This is a genomic window from Pseudobacter ginsenosidimutans, from assembly GCF_007970185.1.
Classification (GTDB): Bacteria; Bacteroidota; Bacteroidia; order Chitinophagales; family Chitinophagaceae; genus Pseudobacter; species Pseudobacter ginsenosidimutans.
Genome location: NZ_CP042431.1, coordinates 5,517,515 through 5,532,460 on the forward strand (window position 1 = coordinate 5,517,515; position 14,946 = coordinate 5,532,460).

Consider the following 14,946-nt stretch of genomic DNA (forward strand, 5'->3'; position numbering starts at 1 on the left):
GACTTTAATTGTTGAGCATTTGAACAGAAATTATTAGCAAGGCATTGGCACTTTCATAAAGTTATTTCTGTAGTGTCTCCAATAAGTCCTTTGCTGGGATTCTTTTGATATTACCATCCTTATCCCCAATAACTAGAGACTCACCATTAGCTGCGCTGGTTTCAACAAGTTTACGCAAAGCTTTTCCAATTCCTTGTAAAAGCTTTTCTGATAGTTCGGCAAAATTAGCAGGTTTATTTTCCATGTTGCTTGCTTTGAATTCGAATTACTTCCCAAATATCGGCTTTTTCGATCATAGTTTCGGTGAGGAAGCCTCCCTGAGCTATCATAACAGGCTGAATATATACATTATTGACAACTATCCAGTTGTTGCAAATTGGGATATAAAGATTGAGAAGATTAAATATTCCACGATAGTATCTTCGTTTAATTACATCGACGGGAATGTTATGCCCTCCCTTCCTCACTCGCTCAGCAACTCTTTCAGTTGCTAATTCCGGAGAGTGTAGCCAAAAAAACAGCAAAGTTACCTCATACCCATTTGCTTGAGCTCTTTTAATAAATGAGGTATAGCTTCTGGTTGCTAATGTAGTCTCAAATGCGAAATCAATTCTCTCATCAATTAATTGATTTATTCGATGAAGCATAATTCTGCCTGATTCGAACGAAACGCTTTCGGGATTAAAAGGGGATAGGCCTGCAGCGATACTATCCGCATTTACAAATTCTTTGCAGTTGAGAATTTCCGGGAGTATGGTATAGCTTGCCGTCGTTTTCCCAGCACCATTGCATCCTGCTATTATGTATAGATTGGGCATTCTTCAATTTATGCCTTTATTCTTAATCCCATTATGTTACCGAGTAAGTATTATTAAATCAGAGTGCCCCTGCGACGAGCATTTGTAAAAATGAGGCCTCGGAAACATAAGCGAAACAGCTGAAAAAAGATCTTCTGTCCCATCTTTCCATCCACAGTCAAATTCATATTCTCCTGCGGCGGTATGTTTCCCAGTCTCATTTTTACAATGCGAGGAGTCAATTAATTAGGCTGCAGCCTGCTATCCACCGGATCGCCCCATTCCACAGAATCCAGGCAAGGCACAAAATTAGGATACCTCGGAGTCACCCATTCTTTGAACGCTTCAGCAGTTTTGATGATCGTTCGCTCATGCGTTACATCGTCCACAATCGTAAGTGTGAAATCACCAGTTCTCAACACCTGGTAAACAGTAAAGAACCTTCTTGCTCCGGTAGAAAAATAGACTTTCTTGTTATTGTAGTAATCGTCAGGCCAAAGGCTTTCGAGCCAAACATCATTGATGTACAATTTGTACTGTGGGTTTAACATGGGATTGATCCGGGTGTTGTGTTAATGAAAAAACGTATAAAAACAAAAACATGCCGGCGCTTCTACGCAACCCGGCATGTTTGCTTGCTGATATGTCAGATCGACTATTCTAAGATCTTAAAAGCGGTAGAACACAGTAGAAGGAATGCATAGATGCATCCGAGTACTAATCCGCCTAATATTGTTAATCGCATTACAACCTTGCCAACTCTTGGCTGCGGTTGAAGGTTCAAATGGGTAGCCTTCATAAGGACATTTTGGGGTTAATAATTGTTTTCAAAGGATCTTGATTCTGTAACAGCTCTAAAATACTATTACCGCTTCGTTTATGCAAGGGAGTTTTACTATCTTATTGTTGTTTTTTTACGGTTACCATCTTTTCAGCTCATCTTTATAAAAACCCCATTCCGGCGTGGAAATGAGCCTGTTAGCCTGTTGAACATCATACCAGGGACTACCATCTTTATTGGCGTAATTCTTCAATATATGAATGCTTTGAGCAGGCATATAGCTCTGGGCCAGCATATAGTATTTTTCGTTCATATTATTGTTGTTAACTACCACGTCCATTACTATCACTGCATGGCCGGGAGACCCGCCGCGGATCAACACGTCGCCGGGTTGAATGTCGTTGAACCAATGTACAGTTCGCAATTGCTGTGCCAGTGAAATGGTGCCGCACCAGGAGTAGACCGTTTGCAGGTAGCGTTCAAATGCGGAGGAATCGGGGGAAGGTGGACAAACATACATCCTTCCATTATTGTCCGCGAATCTGATCTCATCGTACCGCCCCTGGCTAAACAACCAGGAGGCGCGGAGGCGCATTACGGCATCGGCGCATTGCTGAAGGTCTTTATGGCCAACGGGAATGTCCAGCACTGCATATTGGGCATCCTGGTTGCCTTTGAGCTGACCGTTGTAGAGGTAAACGGCATTATCTTTTTTGAGGGAAACATTTCGGAGCCAGGTGGCGAAGCCGGTATCGGTTCCATTGTAGCGCCTGCAGCCTTCCGGCGGCGGGATCTCTGAAACCCGTGTGGGGACTGACTTTGACGAAGTCTTTCCTGATTGTCGGCCGGCGGTGGAAGCTGCTTCCTGACAACTGCTTAAAACCGGCAAAATAATTGATAGTAAGAAGAGCTTGTGCTTCATGGAGGTTTGTTATTTTTACTCAACCTGAAGGATCATCAACCGGCATTATTCCACAGCAATAACCTGTTAATTATTATGTCAAATATTTTAATCATCGACGACGAAAAAGCGATCCGCAAAACCCTCTCCGAAATCCTTTCTTATGAAGGCTACAAGATCGAGGAAGCAAGTGACGGAGAAGAAGGATTGAAGAAGTTCAAGGAAAGAACCTTTGATGTGGTGCTTTGTGATATCAAGATGCCCAAACTGGACGGCATCGAGTTCCTGGACAAAGCCCGTGAAGTGAATCCCGATGTTCCGGTGATCATGATCTCCGGTCACGGTACCATCGAAACGGCTGTGGAAGCAGTAAAGAAAGGCGCCTATGATTATATCGCCAAACCACCAGACCTCAACAGACTGCTGATCACTATCCGCAACGCTACCGATAAAACCAACCTGGTTGCGGAAACAAAAGTGCTCAAACGCAAAGTGAGCAAAGTGGAAGAAATGATCGGTGAGTCCGGCCCCATCCTTCGTATCAAAGAAACCATCGATAAAGTGGCGCCTACCGATGCCCGTATCCTCGTAATGGGTGAAAACGGAGTAGGTAAGGAGCTGGTGGCCCGCTGGGTGCATGAGAAAAGCAACCGCGCTGCCGGCCCGCTCATTGAAGTGAATTGCGCGGCCATTCCCAGCGAACTGATCGAGAGCGAGCTCTTCGGTCATGAAAAAGGTTCCTTCACCTCCGCTGTTAAACAAAGGATCGGCAAATTTGAATCTGCCCATGGCGGTACACTCTTCCTGGATGAGATCGGCGATATGAGCCTGAATGCACAGGCCAAAGTGCTGCGCGCGCTCCAGGAAGGCAAGATCACCCGGGTGGGCGGCGATAAAGATATCAGTGTGGACGTTCGCGTTATTGCGGCTACCAATAAAGACCTGCTGCGCGAAGTGGACGAGAAGAATTTCCGTCTCGATCTTTATCATCGTCTCAGTGTGATCATCATCCATGTTCCATCGCTCAATGATAGACGTGATGATATCCCGTTACTGGTAGATAAATTCCTGGCAGACGTTTGCTCGGATTATGGCATCGCTAAAAAGTCCATCGATAATGAAGCACTGGAAGCGCTGAAAACCCATAACTGGACGGGCAATATCCGCGAACTGCGTAATGTGGTGGAGCGGCTTATAATACTCTCCGGCAAAAATATCACTGCGGAAGACGTTTATGCATATGTGCTACCGAGGAAGTAGTAACAAGGATTTTAGTCAACCATCTTTTTGCTAGTAATTATCAGTTAAGGGCCACAACAGGTTCAAACTTTGCATTTTTTTAGTTGAAAGCGGGCAGATATGGGGGACGTATGCTCATAAAGACATTGCATTTGAATTTGGCACCTGGATCAGTCCAGCTTTCAAATTGTATTTGATTAAGGAATTTCAGCGTCTGAAAGATCAAGAAGCTAAAACCTTAAACAGTGAGTGGGATTTTAGAAGGTTTTTATCAAGGTTAACTATCGGATTCAAACAGACGCTATAAAGAACGTTCTCATCCCAATTGCAAATATTACAAAGGACCAGGAAGGCATCGTGTATGCAAATGAAGCAGAACTATTAAATGTGGCGATGTTCGGCACAACATCTAAGGAGTGGAAAAAAAGTAATCCCGAAAAAGCATTGTCAGGCTTAAATATTCGAGATTTTGCCGATGTACCTCAACTAACAGTCCTGGCTAACCTTGAAAGCCATAATGCTGATCTTATTCGTCAAGGACTACCACCCAAAGAGAGGATTTTGAAACTTAGAGAACTTGCAATAATTCAATTGAAATCATTACGTAACATTAATTTCACCTATCCTATTGAAAGTCCACATATTTCTCCTTTTTCTAATCAGAACCATGTTGACAATAGCTTAAAAGATCTTTTATCAGAATCTCCCAAAAAAGATATGGACGAATAAGGCTAATGATTTATTCAATTTTGTTACCCGCTAAATAGTAGCAAAAGCCAGCAACGCATCCTTCCCATTCAGCAATTTCACATTATGCGGAATATGATGCACCAAACTGGAAGAAGAAAAATAGATCTGCTGTCCGGAGAACAGCGTCGATAATTTCTGAAGATATTGTTTCAGATCACAACGGATCAGGTTGGTCACCAGGTGGAAGTACACCTGTGTGATCCCTTTCTGTGTGTTCTTCATCACTTCCAACACTTCCAGTGATACATTCCTGCCCACGTACACAGTGGGAACCCCTTGTTTCTTTAGCAAATACTGCATGAAAAGAATGGAGATCTCATGGTATTCAAATTCGGGAGTAAACAGTAACACTTTTCTTTCAGGATGGCATTGTGCCGGGCAATCCAGTCCATCTATAGCCAAATGGATCTTCTTAATGATAAGCGCACTGGCGAAATGTTCCTGGCAAGGATGCGCCTTGCCGGCCAGCCAGAGCAACCCGATTTGACTTAGCAACGGAAACACCACATTGAACATGCCGCGCTCAAAACCTGCATGCAGCAGGATTGTATTCAATATTTTCTCAAACCGGGGCTGGTCAAAGTCAAGCGCGGCCTCGGTCAGCTGGTTAACGTAGATCTCGTAATTCTCAGTGTCCGGGCGCAGCTCCAGTGCGTGCTGACGGATCTCTTCCTGGGTCATACCCGCGATCCGGCTGATCTTCATGCCCCTGTTATAGAGATAGGCCACACGAAGGATATACTTCAGGTCCTCACAATCATAGAACCTGTGTTTGCTTTCCTTCCTTTTGGGATTGAAGATATTATGCCTTTGCTCCCAGATGCGGAGGGTGTGGGCCTTGATGCCCGTCATGTTCTCAATGTCGCGGATGGAAAAATTATTCATATAATGTGTAACGGGTGGGAATTTATTACAACTAATGATAATGAGCAAATTCTGTTTGCCTGGGGAAAACTATGCAAACCTGCGGCCAGTGGTGGAATATTACCTTCAGAATCAGGCTTTGGTGTTCAAGGATATAGCCTTATTTTAGCAAATAATTGGTTTTTACCCTCCAGTCAACGTTACACGGAGTGGTAATTTTGTAAGATTCTTCATAAACAAAGACAGCATGAGTTTACATGATCTGAGCATTATTATCCTGATATCCCTTTTGATCGTACTGCTGCCCGCTATTGGGTTGGCAAAACTGTTCGAGAAAGCAGGTATCCCTTCCTGGAAAGCATGGGTGCCCTTCCTCAACACCTGGGAAATGCTCAAAGCTGCCCGTTACAAACAATACTGGTTCTGGATACAATTCATTCCTGTACTCGGTTGGTTCATCAGTATCTGGATACTGGTGGAATTTGTGAAACTGTTTGGTAAATATGGTTTCCTGGAGCATGCCGCCGCCGTATTGTTGCCCTTCATCTATTTCCCGTATATCGGTTACAGTGATAAAACAAAATACCTGGGATACGAAACTGCCCGCAAGCATCGCAAGAGCGCTGTGCGCGAATGGGTGGACGCTGCCGTGTTCGCCATCGTGGCCGCCACACTGATCCGCACTTTCGTGTTCGAAGCATATACCATCCCTACAGGCTCTATGGAAAAGACCCTGCTGGTGAATGATTTCCTCTTCGTGAGCAAACTGAGCTATGGTCCGCGTATTCCCAATACACCACTGGCATTTCCATTTGTACATCATACCATGCCGGTAGTGGGAGGCAAGTCCTATTCAGAAGCTATCCATCTTCCTTATACGCGCTGGTTCTCCAGTCCTGTAAAGAGGAATGATGTAGTGGTATTCAATTTCCCTGCCGGTGATACGCTTACGGTGGAATATGATTCGAGGATACCTTATTATGATCTTGTGAGAGAACAGGGCCGCGACAGGGTTTGGAACGAGAACACAGTGATCACACGTCCGGTTGACAAACGCGAGAACTATATCAAACGCTGTGTGGCCATTGGAGGCGATACCATCGAACTGAAAAATGGAATTCTGTACGTGAACAATGAGCCCGGCTTTGTAAGTCCCACTGCCGCTACTTATTATCATGTTCGTTTCAACAATGTGATCATCGAGCCGGAAACACTTCGTGAACAGGGCATCCTGCTCAATATGGCCGAAGGCGATGCAGACCTGCAGCCGTTGGGCGGATTTGATTATCGCATCAATCTTACTTTGAATGAGCTGGAGATCGTGAAGAAGATCCCGGGATTCGTTTCTGCCGACAAGGAGATCCTGCCTGCATCGGAAGATATCTTCCCCAACAATCCCGGCATGTTCCCCTGGAGCGCTGATAATTTCGGTAAGCTCTGGATCCCGAAGAAAGGCGCCACCATTCAACTCACACCTCAGAATATCGTGCTGTACAAACGCGCTATCAGCGTGTATGAAGGCAATACCTGGGAAGAACAGGGAGGAAAGATCTATATCAACGGCGAGCCCGCTACCAGCTATACATTCAAGATGGATTATTTCTGGATGATGGGCGACAACCGTCATAAATCACAGGACAGCCGCTACTGGGGATACGTACCCGAAGACCATGTGGTAGGTGAAGCATGGATGATCTGGATGAGCTGGGATAAAGGCGTTCGCTGGAACAGGCTGTTCAAGACGATCCACTAACATGAAGTCAGCAAACTATCAGTTCTCTTACATTGTATATGATTCCATCAGCGAACTGGAACCACCCGATGCCTGGTTACTCAATGAGGCCAGGGATGTGAGCCAGTATGCTTATGCACCTTATTCAAACTTCCTGGTTGGAGCAGTAGCCAAACTTGCCAATGGCGAGATTGTGGCCGGTTCCAACCAGGAAAATGCCAGCTACCCCGCAGGCATATGCGCAGAACGCGTGCTGCTCAGCACCGCTGCCAGTATGTATCCCGGCATTCCTATCGATACCATCGCTATCAGTTATCAGCAGGCAAATGGTCCCAGTGATCATCCGGTAGCGCCTTGTGGGATCTGCAGACAAAGTTTGCAGGAGTTCGAAGGCCGGGTGAACCAGCCGATACGCCTGATCCTCGCAGGCATGGAAGGAAAAGTTTTTGTAATAGAGAAAGCAAGCTCATTACTGCCGTTGGCGTTTACGCAGGAAGAATTGTTGTGATTTCATTACTGACATCTGAGAAGTTCAGGATCGTTCTGCCTTTTTATGATTTAATACAATGATCTCCGACAGTATACTACCACACAGGAACAAAGATGTAATCAGACCCAGCAGAACAGAATTCCTTTGAATCGCCAGATAAAAGAGCAGGGCAGAAAATGAAAGCACAACTATTGAAGAAAGGATCAGAACACCATAACTATTGTCTGGTATTAACGCATGGATGTCCTTAGTTTTTTTGTAGACGATAAAACTAAGAATGTATGCTGTAAGAAGTGTGAGGCCTGCCATTGCCAAATAGAAATTCGCGGACAGGTTCAGGAATGTACCTTCCCCGGAACGAAAGGCATTATTATAAGCGATAGAAAAGAATAGTCCGGGAATGAATAAAAATCTTGATAGATTTCTCATGATGGAGTAAGGTTGCATTGATAAAAAGATAATAAGAAAATCTGGATCTTCCTAATCTGTTCACTGAGCACTCTTGTACAAGATCATACACAGGAAGAGTTGTTGTAATTAGTTGATTGTAGTAACCTGGCCGATCTGATGTTGTGGTTTATCTTTCGCAATCCAGGAAAGGGTTACAATTCCCTTGACGAAATATGGTACTACCAGGTTATAATAAAACACCATGATCAGAATGCCCAATGGAATAGCTGCGATATCCATCAGGCCGTTGAGTATCCATCCGGACCAGTTGCATACGCGATATTAGAGAATCGTGGAATAAGATAATTGAGATAATCATGCAGGGGAAGGATCTGTAAGATCCATACAATTGGAATAAAAACGATGCCAATAGCAATGGCTTTGTAATCTACAGACATATACTGAGGTTAAGGTTTACAGTCCTCCAAACTCCAGTTGCACATCTGTGGCGGCATAACCAACACAGGTGAGGATCAGTCCTTTTCCGGTGTCCTTATCCGTTAGCACTTCATTATTCGTCATCTTTACTTCTCCACTCACACATCTTGCGGTACAGGTGGCGCATCTTCCGGCTTTGCAACTGTAGGGCAGTTCTATCTGCAGGTTGAGGGCTGCCTGCAAAATAGAGGTAGGATAAGATACATCAAATTCGTAATCTTTTCCCTGATATTTCAGCAATACTTTTTTGGGGCCGGGATCGATCACCAGTGCCGGAGGCGGTAATACAGGAATGGTGAAATGTTCCTTGAAGATCTGGTCTTCTTCGTATCCCATCACGCGCAGCGTGAATTGTACCATCCGCATGAAGGCGGGAGGTCCGCAGGTATAGAAGAGTGTGGGAGGTCTGTTTTGATGATGACGAAATGGCTTTGGCTCGTGGTAGCCTACGAGCTGTTCCAGCAGTCCGTTGTTGAGCCTGCGTGAAGGCAGCTCATGCAATAATGGATGGCTGAGCAGATCGATGCGGGTGAACTGCTGCGGATATTGTTCTTCCAGCAACTGCAACTCACGATGATAGATGATGGTGGTTTCATCGTGGTTTTGATACAGCATCGTGATATGCGTCTTTGGCTCGGATACCAATACAGATTTGATCAGCGAGAACACAGGTACGATGCCGCTTCCGGCAGCGAGAAAGAACAAGTGTCTTTGTTCAGCGGGATCTGTCTCTATAGTGAAACGGCCGGATGGCGGCACAGCCAGCACTTTGGTGCCGGGTTGCCAGTGTTCCAGGATATGCCTGGAGATCTCACCATTCTCTTTCCTTTTAACGGTGATGAACAATCGATCATCGGTACCGGGTGAAGAGCCCATGGAGTAGGAGCGTCTTACTTCATGACCATTGAACTCTATCAGGAGCGTGAGGAATTGTCCGGCTTCATAGGTGATGGGATTTCCATTCACCTGTTCCAGCACATAACTTTTGGCCTCTTTTGTTTCGGGCACTACTTCTTTTACGATCAGTTCCAAAAAATCCATGATCACTTATCACTAAGGTTTACTACGATCCTGCCCATGACCTTTCCTTCAAGAATGGAATCGATATAGATATCACTGAGCTCTTCCAGGCTTACTTCTTTGGCAATGCCATTGAGCTTGTCTTTTATATTCCAGGCGGTGCTGAGTTTGTCCCAGATGGCCATACGCCGGATCATGGGCGTTTCTGCGGAGCCAACGCCGAGAAGGTTCACACCATTGAGGATAAAAGGATACACGGTGGTAGCCAGTTGCGAGCTGCCCACAAGTCCCGTACTTACTACATTGCCTTCGATCTGGCAGGCTTTGAGCAGGGTAGCGAGTGTATTGCCGCCAACGGTATCGATAGCGCCGGCCCACTGCGAACGGAGCAGGGCTTTACCGGTAGTATCGTACACCCATTCACGGGATTGTATATGCGTAGCGCCGAGGCTGGTGAGATATGCTTCTGCATTGGCCTTGCCGGTAATGGCGATCACTTCGTAACCGGCTTTGCCAAGAATGGCAACAGCCATGCTGCCCACGCCGCCGGTGGACCCTGTTACAACGATGGGGCCCTGTTGCGGATGCTGCCCAAGCAGTTCCATCTTGAAGAGGGCAGAAGCAGCGGTGAATCCTGCAGTACCGAGGATCATACATTCCTTCAGCGTATAACCATCGGGTTTACGAACCACCCAGGCGGCCGGAACGCGGATGTATTCACCAAATCCGCCACAGGTGTTCATACCGAGATCGTAACCGGTAACGATCACTTCTTCGCCGACGGTGAAGAGTTCACTGCGACTGATCTCAACAGTGCCTGCAGCATCGATGCCGGGAGTATGGGGGAACTTGCGGGTAATGCCTTTATTGCCGGTGGCGGAGAGTGCGTCTTTATAATTCAGTGCGGAATAATGGACCCTGATCACCACTTCGCCGGGCGGCAGGTCGTCTATCATTCTCTCAACGATATTCCTTTCAAATTTTCCTTCTGCTGTTTCTGTTATCCATAGTGCTTTGAATGGCATAAACTTATTTCCTCCTTTCTGATTTTAAAATATAACTGCAAAATTCAGACCTGCCTTTGAATGCCGGGTCAGAAAAGGGTTTGAACGCCGTGGGCCACACGCTTTTCCATCGCCAGCAGCCATTTCTTTCTCCACAATCCACCTGCATAGCCCACCAGTTCTCCATTGGAACCGATCACGCGGTGGCAGGGCACAATGATGGCCACATGATTGCGGCCGTTGGCAGATGCCGCAGCGCGGATGGTCTTGGGATCGCCCAGCCTGCGGGCGATATCCAGGTAGCTGGTGGTCTTGCCGAAGGGAATATTCATCAGTTCGTTCCAGACCTTCAGCTGGAACTCTGTTCCTTCCTGGCTCACAGGGATGTCAAAAATACGGCGATGGCCCTGAAAATATTCAATCAGTTCTTCGGTGACCTGGATGGCGAGGGGAGGCAGTTCCGGAGTAGGGGGTTGCTGCAAGGCTTCTTCGTCGTTATCCACAAAGTGCAGTTCACTGAGATACTGGTCCGTACCCGATAACCGGAGCAATCCGACCGGGCTCTGGTAATATGTGGTAAAACTGGCAGGCATAGTTTTGATGGTTACCCGATCTTCCAGCCATTTTCCACTTTCCGTTCGGGTTGTAATAAAACTACGTCTTTTTATCAGTGTATACGCCCATGATCAGGCACTCGCTGAAAAAGTTGGCGATCTGTTTTGGTGGAAAATTCACCACAGCCACCACCTGCCTGCCGATCAGGCTCTCTTTGTCGTACAGCGCCGTGATCTGCGCCGAGGTCTTTTTAATGCCCAGCTCTCCAAAATCCACGGTAATTTGGTAGGCAGGCTTTTTCGCTTTGGGAAAATCTGTAACTTCCATGATTGTTCCAACACGCATTTCGATCTTTTCGAAATCATCCCAGGTAATGCTCATCATTAATTTTTTTTCAAATAAAGACAAATAATATGAAAAGAACAGCAACAGCCGTATGGAACGGCTCCGGAAAAGAAGGCAATGGACATCTGACTACTCAAAGCACTACCCTGAACAAAACCCAGTACTCATACAAATCAAGGTTTGAAGAAGGCGTTGGCACCAACCCTGAAGAGCTGATCGCAGCTGCACATGCAGGCTGCTTCACCATGAAGCTCAGCTTCGTTCTCGGCGGTGCAGGATTCACTCCTGATTCCATTGAAACAACATCTACCATTACGCTCGACAATGGCGTGATCACTACCTCACACCTGGTTGTGAAAGCTACTGTTCCCGGTATCACTGCCGAAAAATTCCAGGAAGCGGTGAAAGACGCAGAACAGAACTGTCCGGTGAGCAAGGCGCTGAACGTGACCATCACTACAGAAGCCACACTGGGTTAATCCAAATCAGCACGTAACAGCTTTCTTTTTCAGGCATTCACGATTAAGTTTTTGTGAAATGCGGGGAAGAAAACTGCACCATAGTACGGTCAACTCCGGAATGGGCCTCGGGCATCAATGTTTGAGGTTTGTTCCGGAGTTGCCGTTTATGAAATTAATGGCTCCTCTTCTTTGCTAAATCGTTTTACCATCGTATTTTCAGTTCTTCTACTCATACAAAACCAGATGGACTGAAACATGGAAAAGAAGCAAACGTCAGATCATGGCCGGCGGGATTTTATCCGCAACACATCGTTGGCAGCAGCAGGATTTTTTATCGTTCCCCGTCATGTGCTTGGCCGTGGCTATGTAGCGCCGAGCGATAAGCTCCGCATAGCCGGTATCGGCGTTGGCGGCAAGGGTGCAAGCGATCTTGCTGAATTTGTAAAGAGCCCGAATGCGCAGATCGTTGCACTCTGTGATGTGGATGACCGCGAAGCAGCCAAGAGCCGCAAGCGATTCGACAAAGCTCCTTACTACCGCGATTTCCGCGAGATGCTGGACAAGGAAGGAAAGAACATCGATGCAGTTTCTGTATCCACTCCGGATAATACACATGCCGTAGCAGCCATTGCCGCCATGCAATTAGGCAAACATGTGTATGTGCAGAAACCACTCGCTCACGATATTTACGAAGCGCGTATGCTAACGGAAGCAGCTAAACGTTATAAGGTGGTGACCCAGATGGGCAACCAGGGCGGCTCCGGCGACGGCGTTCGCAAAATGAAAGAGATCGTGGATGCAGGCCTGATTGGCCAGGTGCATACAGTGCATTGCTGGACCAACCGTCCTGTATGGCCTCAGGGAGTTCCCACACCATCAGGCACACACGAAATTCCCAAAGAGCTCGACTGGGACCTCTGGCTCGGTCCGGCTAAGAAAATAGATTTCAATCCCGCATACCTGCCCTTCAACTGGCGTGGCTGGTGGGCATTCGGAACGGGCGCACTGGGCGATATGGCCTGCCATATCATGGACCCTGTGTACCGCATCCTGCCTATCCTGTATCCCTCCGATGTGGAGTGCAGCGTGGCTACCATCTGGCAGAAGATGTGGGACGATTCGGCTAACCCAGACAGTTGTCCACCCAGCACCATCATCCGTTTGTCTTATCCCACCAATGATGGCAAACATGTGATCAAAGTGAACTGGTACGATGGTGGTCTCTTACCTGCAAGGCCAGACGAACTTTTACCTGATGAAGAGATGGGCAACTGGGATGGCGGCGTGATCTTCGAAGGCAGCAAAGGAAAGATCATGGCCGATTGTTATGGCGCCAATCCACGACTGCTTCCCACCAGGCTGATGAAAGAAAAGAAGATGCCGAAGGAAACCATCAAACGCGTTCCTGAAGGGCATTACGTGCAGTGGGTGAACGCCTGTATTGCAGGTCATGGTAAAGGTGAGACCAGTTCTCCGTTCGAGTTTGCAGGTCCGTTTACGGAAAGCATTCTTATCGGCAACCTGGCGATAAGGAGTTTCCTGATGAAGAACCCCAACCTGAAAGGATGGGGCGATAAATATCTTGGCAGAAAGAAATTGTTATGGGATGCGAAGAATATGCGCATCACCAATTTTGAAGAAGCGAACCAGTTTGTGAAGAGAGAATACAGGGAAGGCTGGACGCTGGGCGTGTAAGAAACCGGAATGATTTAGGAAACAGTGCAGGCAACTGCACTGTTTTTTTGTGCCTATGCACATGATTCCAATCAATTTTTATTAGAAAGATTGTTGGCAGTATAAATGTTTGAGGAGTGAAGGCGTAACATCACACCTTTATTAATCAAACCGATATTTATGGAGCACGTGACCATGAACAAAGCAGAATCACTCACAGAAGGATTCTTGAAATTTTTTGAAACAATCCGGATAACTGCGCGGCATCCCCGCAAGCTTTTTGCGATGATCAAAAAGAATGATTTCAGCAAGATATATAAACCATTGCCTGTTTATATTTTTACAGTATTTCTATTCTTTCTCGTAACGCAGTTGATCCCTCTGACTTCAACATATGCACCTTATTATGCACCTTGGGTCAAAGGTGAACAAACGCATCTTACTGAAACGATCAGCCTTAATATGTTGATATTTGTAATGATCAATCTGATAGTAGGGCTAGTACAAATTTCCATTACAGCAGCTATTTTCAGCAGGCGGCATTTCCAGACTTTGGTGAAATTATTCTTGTATGCGGGTATGGTGGTTACTCTATTCAAAATGCTGTATGTAGTCGTTTTTCCTTTACTGGTTGCCTGGATAAACCCGAATGCACGTGAATCAGGCATTTTCATTCATCCTTATTGGCTAATGGCCTTTGATATCATTTTCTACTTTGTTTTGGCTTTTTACGTTTATCTGTTGCCCCAAAAAGTGAAGGAACGTGATAATAATTTACACAGTCAGCTTTTACAGATATCTCCAAACAAAGTTCCGGGGCGTTCACAGAAATGGATTTACGGGGTAAGTTTGTGGTTCATTTTATGTTTATCCAATTATTCTCATGATCGTCTGAATTCATTTACATACGGGTACCTGAATAAGTTTGGCGACACACCGGGGGTTGATATGACAGACAAGAACGAGGCCAGCAGGAAGGCTCTTTTTCTCTCCGCCTCATATAACCCAAATGATTCTGTGGACATACAGGGTATGATTATGATCAAACTGGAATCACCTGGCTATATACCCTCAAACAGTAATAGAAAGTTGTATTTCGAAATAGAAGAAACTCGTGAACGGAGATGGGTTATAACCTGCCCGTACCTGGATATGGATTTTCAGGTTCATCCTGCAGAAAACGGGACTATTGAATTCAATTCCGGGAAATTATATCCCGTTACCCTAAAAGCAAGAATGTCGTCGGAACAGTTTGGTAGATTCAGAAAAAGATTTGATAAAAAAATGGCACATATAGGATTTCAATTGTATCTCAATGAAACCAGACATTGCAACAGGAGGTATTCCCGTCAAATAATTATCGATATCGACTCCACCCACCTAAACACCAGCTTCGCAACAATGAGAAAAAATATCACCCAATCGCGTGGTAAATATTAATTTCA

Annotated in this window: 20 protein-coding genes; 8 read left to right on the forward strand and 12 right to left on the reverse strand. The window is 45.9% G+C overall.

Annotation, left to right across the window (positions count from 1 at the left end; genetic code table 11):
* Nucleotides 1-61: 61 nt before the first annotated feature.
* The 4 genes from FSB84_RS21660 to FSB84_RS21675 all read right to left on the reverse strand — a co-directional run bounded on the left by FSB84_RS21660 (nt 62) and on the right by FSB84_RS21675 (nt 2,500).
* The gene (locus FSB84_RS21660) at nt 62-244 is read right to left on the reverse strand and encodes a hypothetical protein (RefSeq protein ID WP_130539962.1); all 183 of its coding nucleotides are present in this window, start codon (nt 242-244) and stop codon (nt 62-64) included.
* Nucleotides 234-818: a zeta toxin family protein gene (locus FSB84_RS21665; protein WP_130539963.1), complete on the reverse strand. Its 585-nt coding sequence runs from the start codon at nt 816-818 to the stop codon at nt 234-236. Before FSB84_RS21665 ends, FSB84_RS21660 begins: the two co-directional genes overlap by 11 nt.
* A 221-nt stretch (nt 819-1,039) precedes the next feature.
* Complete coding sequence (locus FSB84_RS21670) at nt 1,040-1,348, reverse strand: hypothetical protein (protein WP_127129858.1); 309 nt, start codon at nt 1,346-1,348, stop codon at nt 1,040-1,042.
* 369 nt (nt 1,349-1,717) lie between these two features.
* Nucleotides 1,718-2,500, reverse strand: coding sequence for a DUF4846 domain-containing protein (locus FSB84_RS21675; RefSeq protein WP_130539964.1), 783 nt, complete (start codon nt 2,498-2,500; stop codon nt 1,718-1,720).
* Between the two features lie 75 nt (nt 2,501-2,575).
* Here FSB84_RS21675 and FSB84_RS21680 point away from each other — a divergent pair, with 75 nt between their 5' ends.
* From FSB84_RS21680 to FSB84_RS31220, 3 genes are all read left to right on the forward strand, one after another.
* The gene (locus FSB84_RS21680; RefSeq protein WP_130539965.1) at nt 2,576-3,739 is read left to right on the forward strand and encodes a sigma-54-dependent transcriptional regulator; all 1,164 of its coding nucleotides are present in this window, start codon (nt 2,576-2,578) and stop codon (nt 3,737-3,739) included.
* Nucleotides 3,740-3,836: 97 nt separating this feature from the next.
* On the forward strand, nt 3,837-4,025 hold the full coding sequence (locus FSB84_RS31730; RefSeq protein ID WP_225980114.1) for a KilA-N domain-containing protein: 189 nt from the start codon (nt 3,837-3,839) through the stop codon (nt 4,023-4,025).
* 50 nt (nt 4,026-4,075) lie between these two features.
* Nucleotides 4,076-4,447 (forward strand): hypothetical protein, encoded by a 372-nt coding sequence (locus tag FSB84_RS31220; RefSeq protein WP_207234207.1) that lies wholly within the window; start codon nt 4,076-4,078, stop codon nt 4,445-4,447.
* Nucleotides 4,448-4,477: 30 nt separating this feature from the next.
* Here FSB84_RS31220 and FSB84_RS21690 read toward each other — a convergent pair whose 3' ends face one another.
* Entirely contained in the window at nt 4,478-5,353 is an 876-nt protein-coding gene (locus FSB84_RS21690; RefSeq protein ID WP_130539966.1) for a MerR family transcriptional regulator, read from the reverse strand.
* Between the two features lie 226 nt (nt 5,354-5,579).
* On the opposite strand from FSB84_RS21690, the gene lepB reads away from it, so the two are divergent.
* Nucleotides 5,580-7,085 carry a signal peptidase I gene (gene lepB, locus FSB84_RS21695; protein ID WP_130539967.1) on the forward strand — a complete coding sequence of 502 codons (1,506 nt, stop codon included), beginning with the start codon at nt 5,580-5,582 and terminating at the stop codon, nt 7,083-7,085.
* A gap of 1 nt (nt 7,086) precedes the next feature.
* Complete coding sequence (locus FSB84_RS21700) at nt 7,087-7,572, forward strand: cytidine deaminase (RefSeq protein WP_130539968.1); 486 nt, start codon at nt 7,087-7,089, stop codon at nt 7,570-7,572.
* A gap of 24 nt (nt 7,573-7,596) precedes the next feature.
* Here the strand turns inward: FSB84_RS21700 and FSB84_RS21705 are convergent, their stop codons facing one another.
* The 7 genes from FSB84_RS21705 to FSB84_RS21725 form a co-directional block, all read right to left on the reverse strand.
* Nucleotides 7,597-7,983: a hypothetical protein gene (locus FSB84_RS21705; RefSeq protein ID WP_130539969.1), complete on the reverse strand. Its 387-nt coding sequence runs from the start codon at nt 7,981-7,983 to the stop codon at nt 7,597-7,599.
* A 108-nt stretch (nt 7,984-8,091) separates the two neighbouring features.
* Complete coding sequence (locus FSB84_RS30715; protein WP_158644052.1) at nt 8,092-8,244, reverse strand: hypothetical protein; 153 nt, start codon at nt 8,242-8,244, stop codon at nt 8,092-8,094.
* On the reverse strand, nt 8,244-8,402 hold the full coding sequence (locus tag FSB84_RS30720) for a hypothetical protein (RefSeq protein WP_158644053.1): 159 nt from the start codon (nt 8,400-8,402) through the stop codon (nt 8,244-8,246). Before FSB84_RS30720 ends, FSB84_RS30715 begins: the two co-directional genes overlap by 1 nt.
* A gap of 16 nt (nt 8,403-8,418) precedes the next feature.
* Nucleotides 8,419-9,483, reverse strand: coding sequence for a ferredoxin--NADP reductase (locus FSB84_RS21710; protein WP_130539970.1), 1,065 nt, complete (start codon nt 9,481-9,483; stop codon nt 8,419-8,421).
* A gap of 2 nt (nt 9,484-9,485) precedes the next feature.
* The gene (locus tag FSB84_RS21715; protein WP_130539971.1) at nt 9,486-10,487 is read right to left on the reverse strand and encodes a YhdH/YhfP family quinone oxidoreductase; all 1,002 of its coding nucleotides are present in this window, start codon (nt 10,485-10,487) and stop codon (nt 9,486-9,488) included.
* A 68-nt stretch (nt 10,488-10,555) separates the two neighbouring features.
* Nucleotides 10,556-11,059, reverse strand: a complete 504-nt coding sequence (locus tag FSB84_RS21720; protein WP_130539972.1) for a methylated-DNA--[protein]-cysteine S-methyltransferase — start codon at nt 11,057-11,059, stop codon at nt 10,556-10,558.
* Nucleotides 11,060-11,120: 61 nt separating this feature from the next.
* On the reverse strand, nt 11,121-11,405 hold the full coding sequence (locus FSB84_RS21725; RefSeq protein ID WP_225979853.1) for a tRNA-binding protein: 285 nt from the start codon (nt 11,403-11,405) through the stop codon (nt 11,121-11,123).
* Nucleotides 11,406-11,434: 29 nt separating this feature from the next.
* On the opposite strand from FSB84_RS21725, the gene FSB84_RS21730 reads away from it, so the two are divergent.
* From FSB84_RS21730 to FSB84_RS21740, 3 genes are all read left to right on the forward strand, one after another.
* The gene (locus tag FSB84_RS21730) at nt 11,435-11,845 is read left to right on the forward strand and encodes an OsmC family protein (protein ID WP_130539974.1); all 411 of its coding nucleotides are present in this window, start codon (nt 11,435-11,437) and stop codon (nt 11,843-11,845) included.
* 237 nt (nt 11,846-12,082) lie between these two features.
* On the forward strand, nt 12,083-13,522 hold the full coding sequence (locus FSB84_RS21735) for a Gfo/Idh/MocA family protein (RefSeq protein WP_130539975.1): 1,440 nt from the start codon (nt 12,083-12,085) through the stop codon (nt 13,520-13,522).
* Between the two features lie 159 nt (nt 13,523-13,681).
* Nucleotides 13,682-14,941, forward strand: a complete 1,260-nt coding sequence (locus tag FSB84_RS21740) for a hypothetical protein (RefSeq protein ID WP_130539976.1) — start codon at nt 13,682-13,684, stop codon at nt 14,939-14,941.
* Nucleotides 14,942-14,946 lie beyond the last annotated feature (5 nt).

Bases quoted from the DNA above. Each gene is read 5' to 3' on its own strand.
- FSB84_RS21660 (WP_130539962.1), bottom strand. From the start codon at position 244: ATGGAAAATAAACCTGCTAATTTTGCCGAACTATCAGAAAAGCTTTTA.
- FSB84_RS21665 (WP_130539963.1), bottom strand. From the start codon at position 818: ATGCCCAATCTATACATAATAGCAGGATGCAATGGTGCTGGGAAAACG.
- FSB84_RS21670 (WP_127129858.1), bottom strand. From the start codon at position 1,348: ATGTTAAACCCACAGTACAAATTGTACATCAATGATGTTTGGCTCGAA.
- FSB84_RS21675 (WP_130539964.1), bottom strand. From the start codon at position 2,500: ATGAAGCACAAGCTCTTCTTACTATCAATTATTTTGCCGGTTTTAAGC.
- FSB84_RS21680 (WP_130539965.1), top strand. From the start codon at position 2,576: ATGTCAAATATTTTAATCATCGACGACGAAAAAGCGATCCGCAAAACC.
- FSB84_RS21690 (WP_130539966.1), bottom strand. From the start codon at position 5,353: ATGAATAATTTTTCCATCCGCGACATTGAGAACATGACGGGCATCAAG.
- lepB (WP_130539967.1), top strand. From the start codon at position 5,580: ATGAGTTTACATGATCTGAGCATTATTATCCTGATATCCCTTTTGATC.
- FSB84_RS21700 (WP_130539968.1), top strand. From the start codon at position 7,087: ATGAAGTCAGCAAACTATCAGTTCTCTTACATTGTATATGATTCCATC.
- FSB84_RS21705 (WP_130539969.1), bottom strand. From the start codon at position 7,983: ATGAGAAATCTATCAAGATTTTTATTCATTCCCGGACTATTCTTTTCT.
- FSB84_RS30715 (WP_158644052.1), bottom strand. From the start codon at position 8,244: ATGGATATCGCAGCTATTCCATTGGGCATTCTGATCATGGTGTTTTAT.
- FSB84_RS30720 (WP_158644053.1), bottom strand. From the start codon at position 8,402: ATGTCTGTAGATTACAAAGCCATTGCTATTGGCATCGTTTTTATTCCA.
- FSB84_RS21710 (WP_130539970.1), bottom strand. From the start codon at position 9,483: ATGGATTTTTTGGAACTGATCGTAAAAGAAGTAGTGCCCGAAACAAAA.
- FSB84_RS21715 (WP_130539971.1), bottom strand. From the start codon at position 10,487: ATGCCATTCAAAGCACTATGGATAACAGAAACAGCAGAAGGAAAATTT.
- FSB84_RS21720 (WP_130539972.1), bottom strand. From the start codon at position 11,059: ATGCCTGCCAGTTTTACCACATATTACCAGAGCCCGGTCGGATTGCTC.
- FSB84_RS21725 (WP_225979853.1), bottom strand. From the start codon at position 11,405: ATGATGAGCATTACCTGGGATGATTTCGAAAAGATCGAAATGCGTGTT.
- FSB84_RS21730 (WP_130539974.1), top strand. From the start codon at position 11,435: ATGAAAAGAACAGCAACAGCCGTATGGAACGGCTCCGGAAAAGAAGGC.
- FSB84_RS21735 (WP_130539975.1), top strand. From the start codon at position 12,083: ATGGAAAAGAAGCAAACGTCAGATCATGGCCGGCGGGATTTTATCCGC.
- FSB84_RS21740 (WP_130539976.1), top strand. From the start codon at position 13,682: ATGGAGCACGTGACCATGAACAAAGCAGAATCACTCACAGAAGGATTC.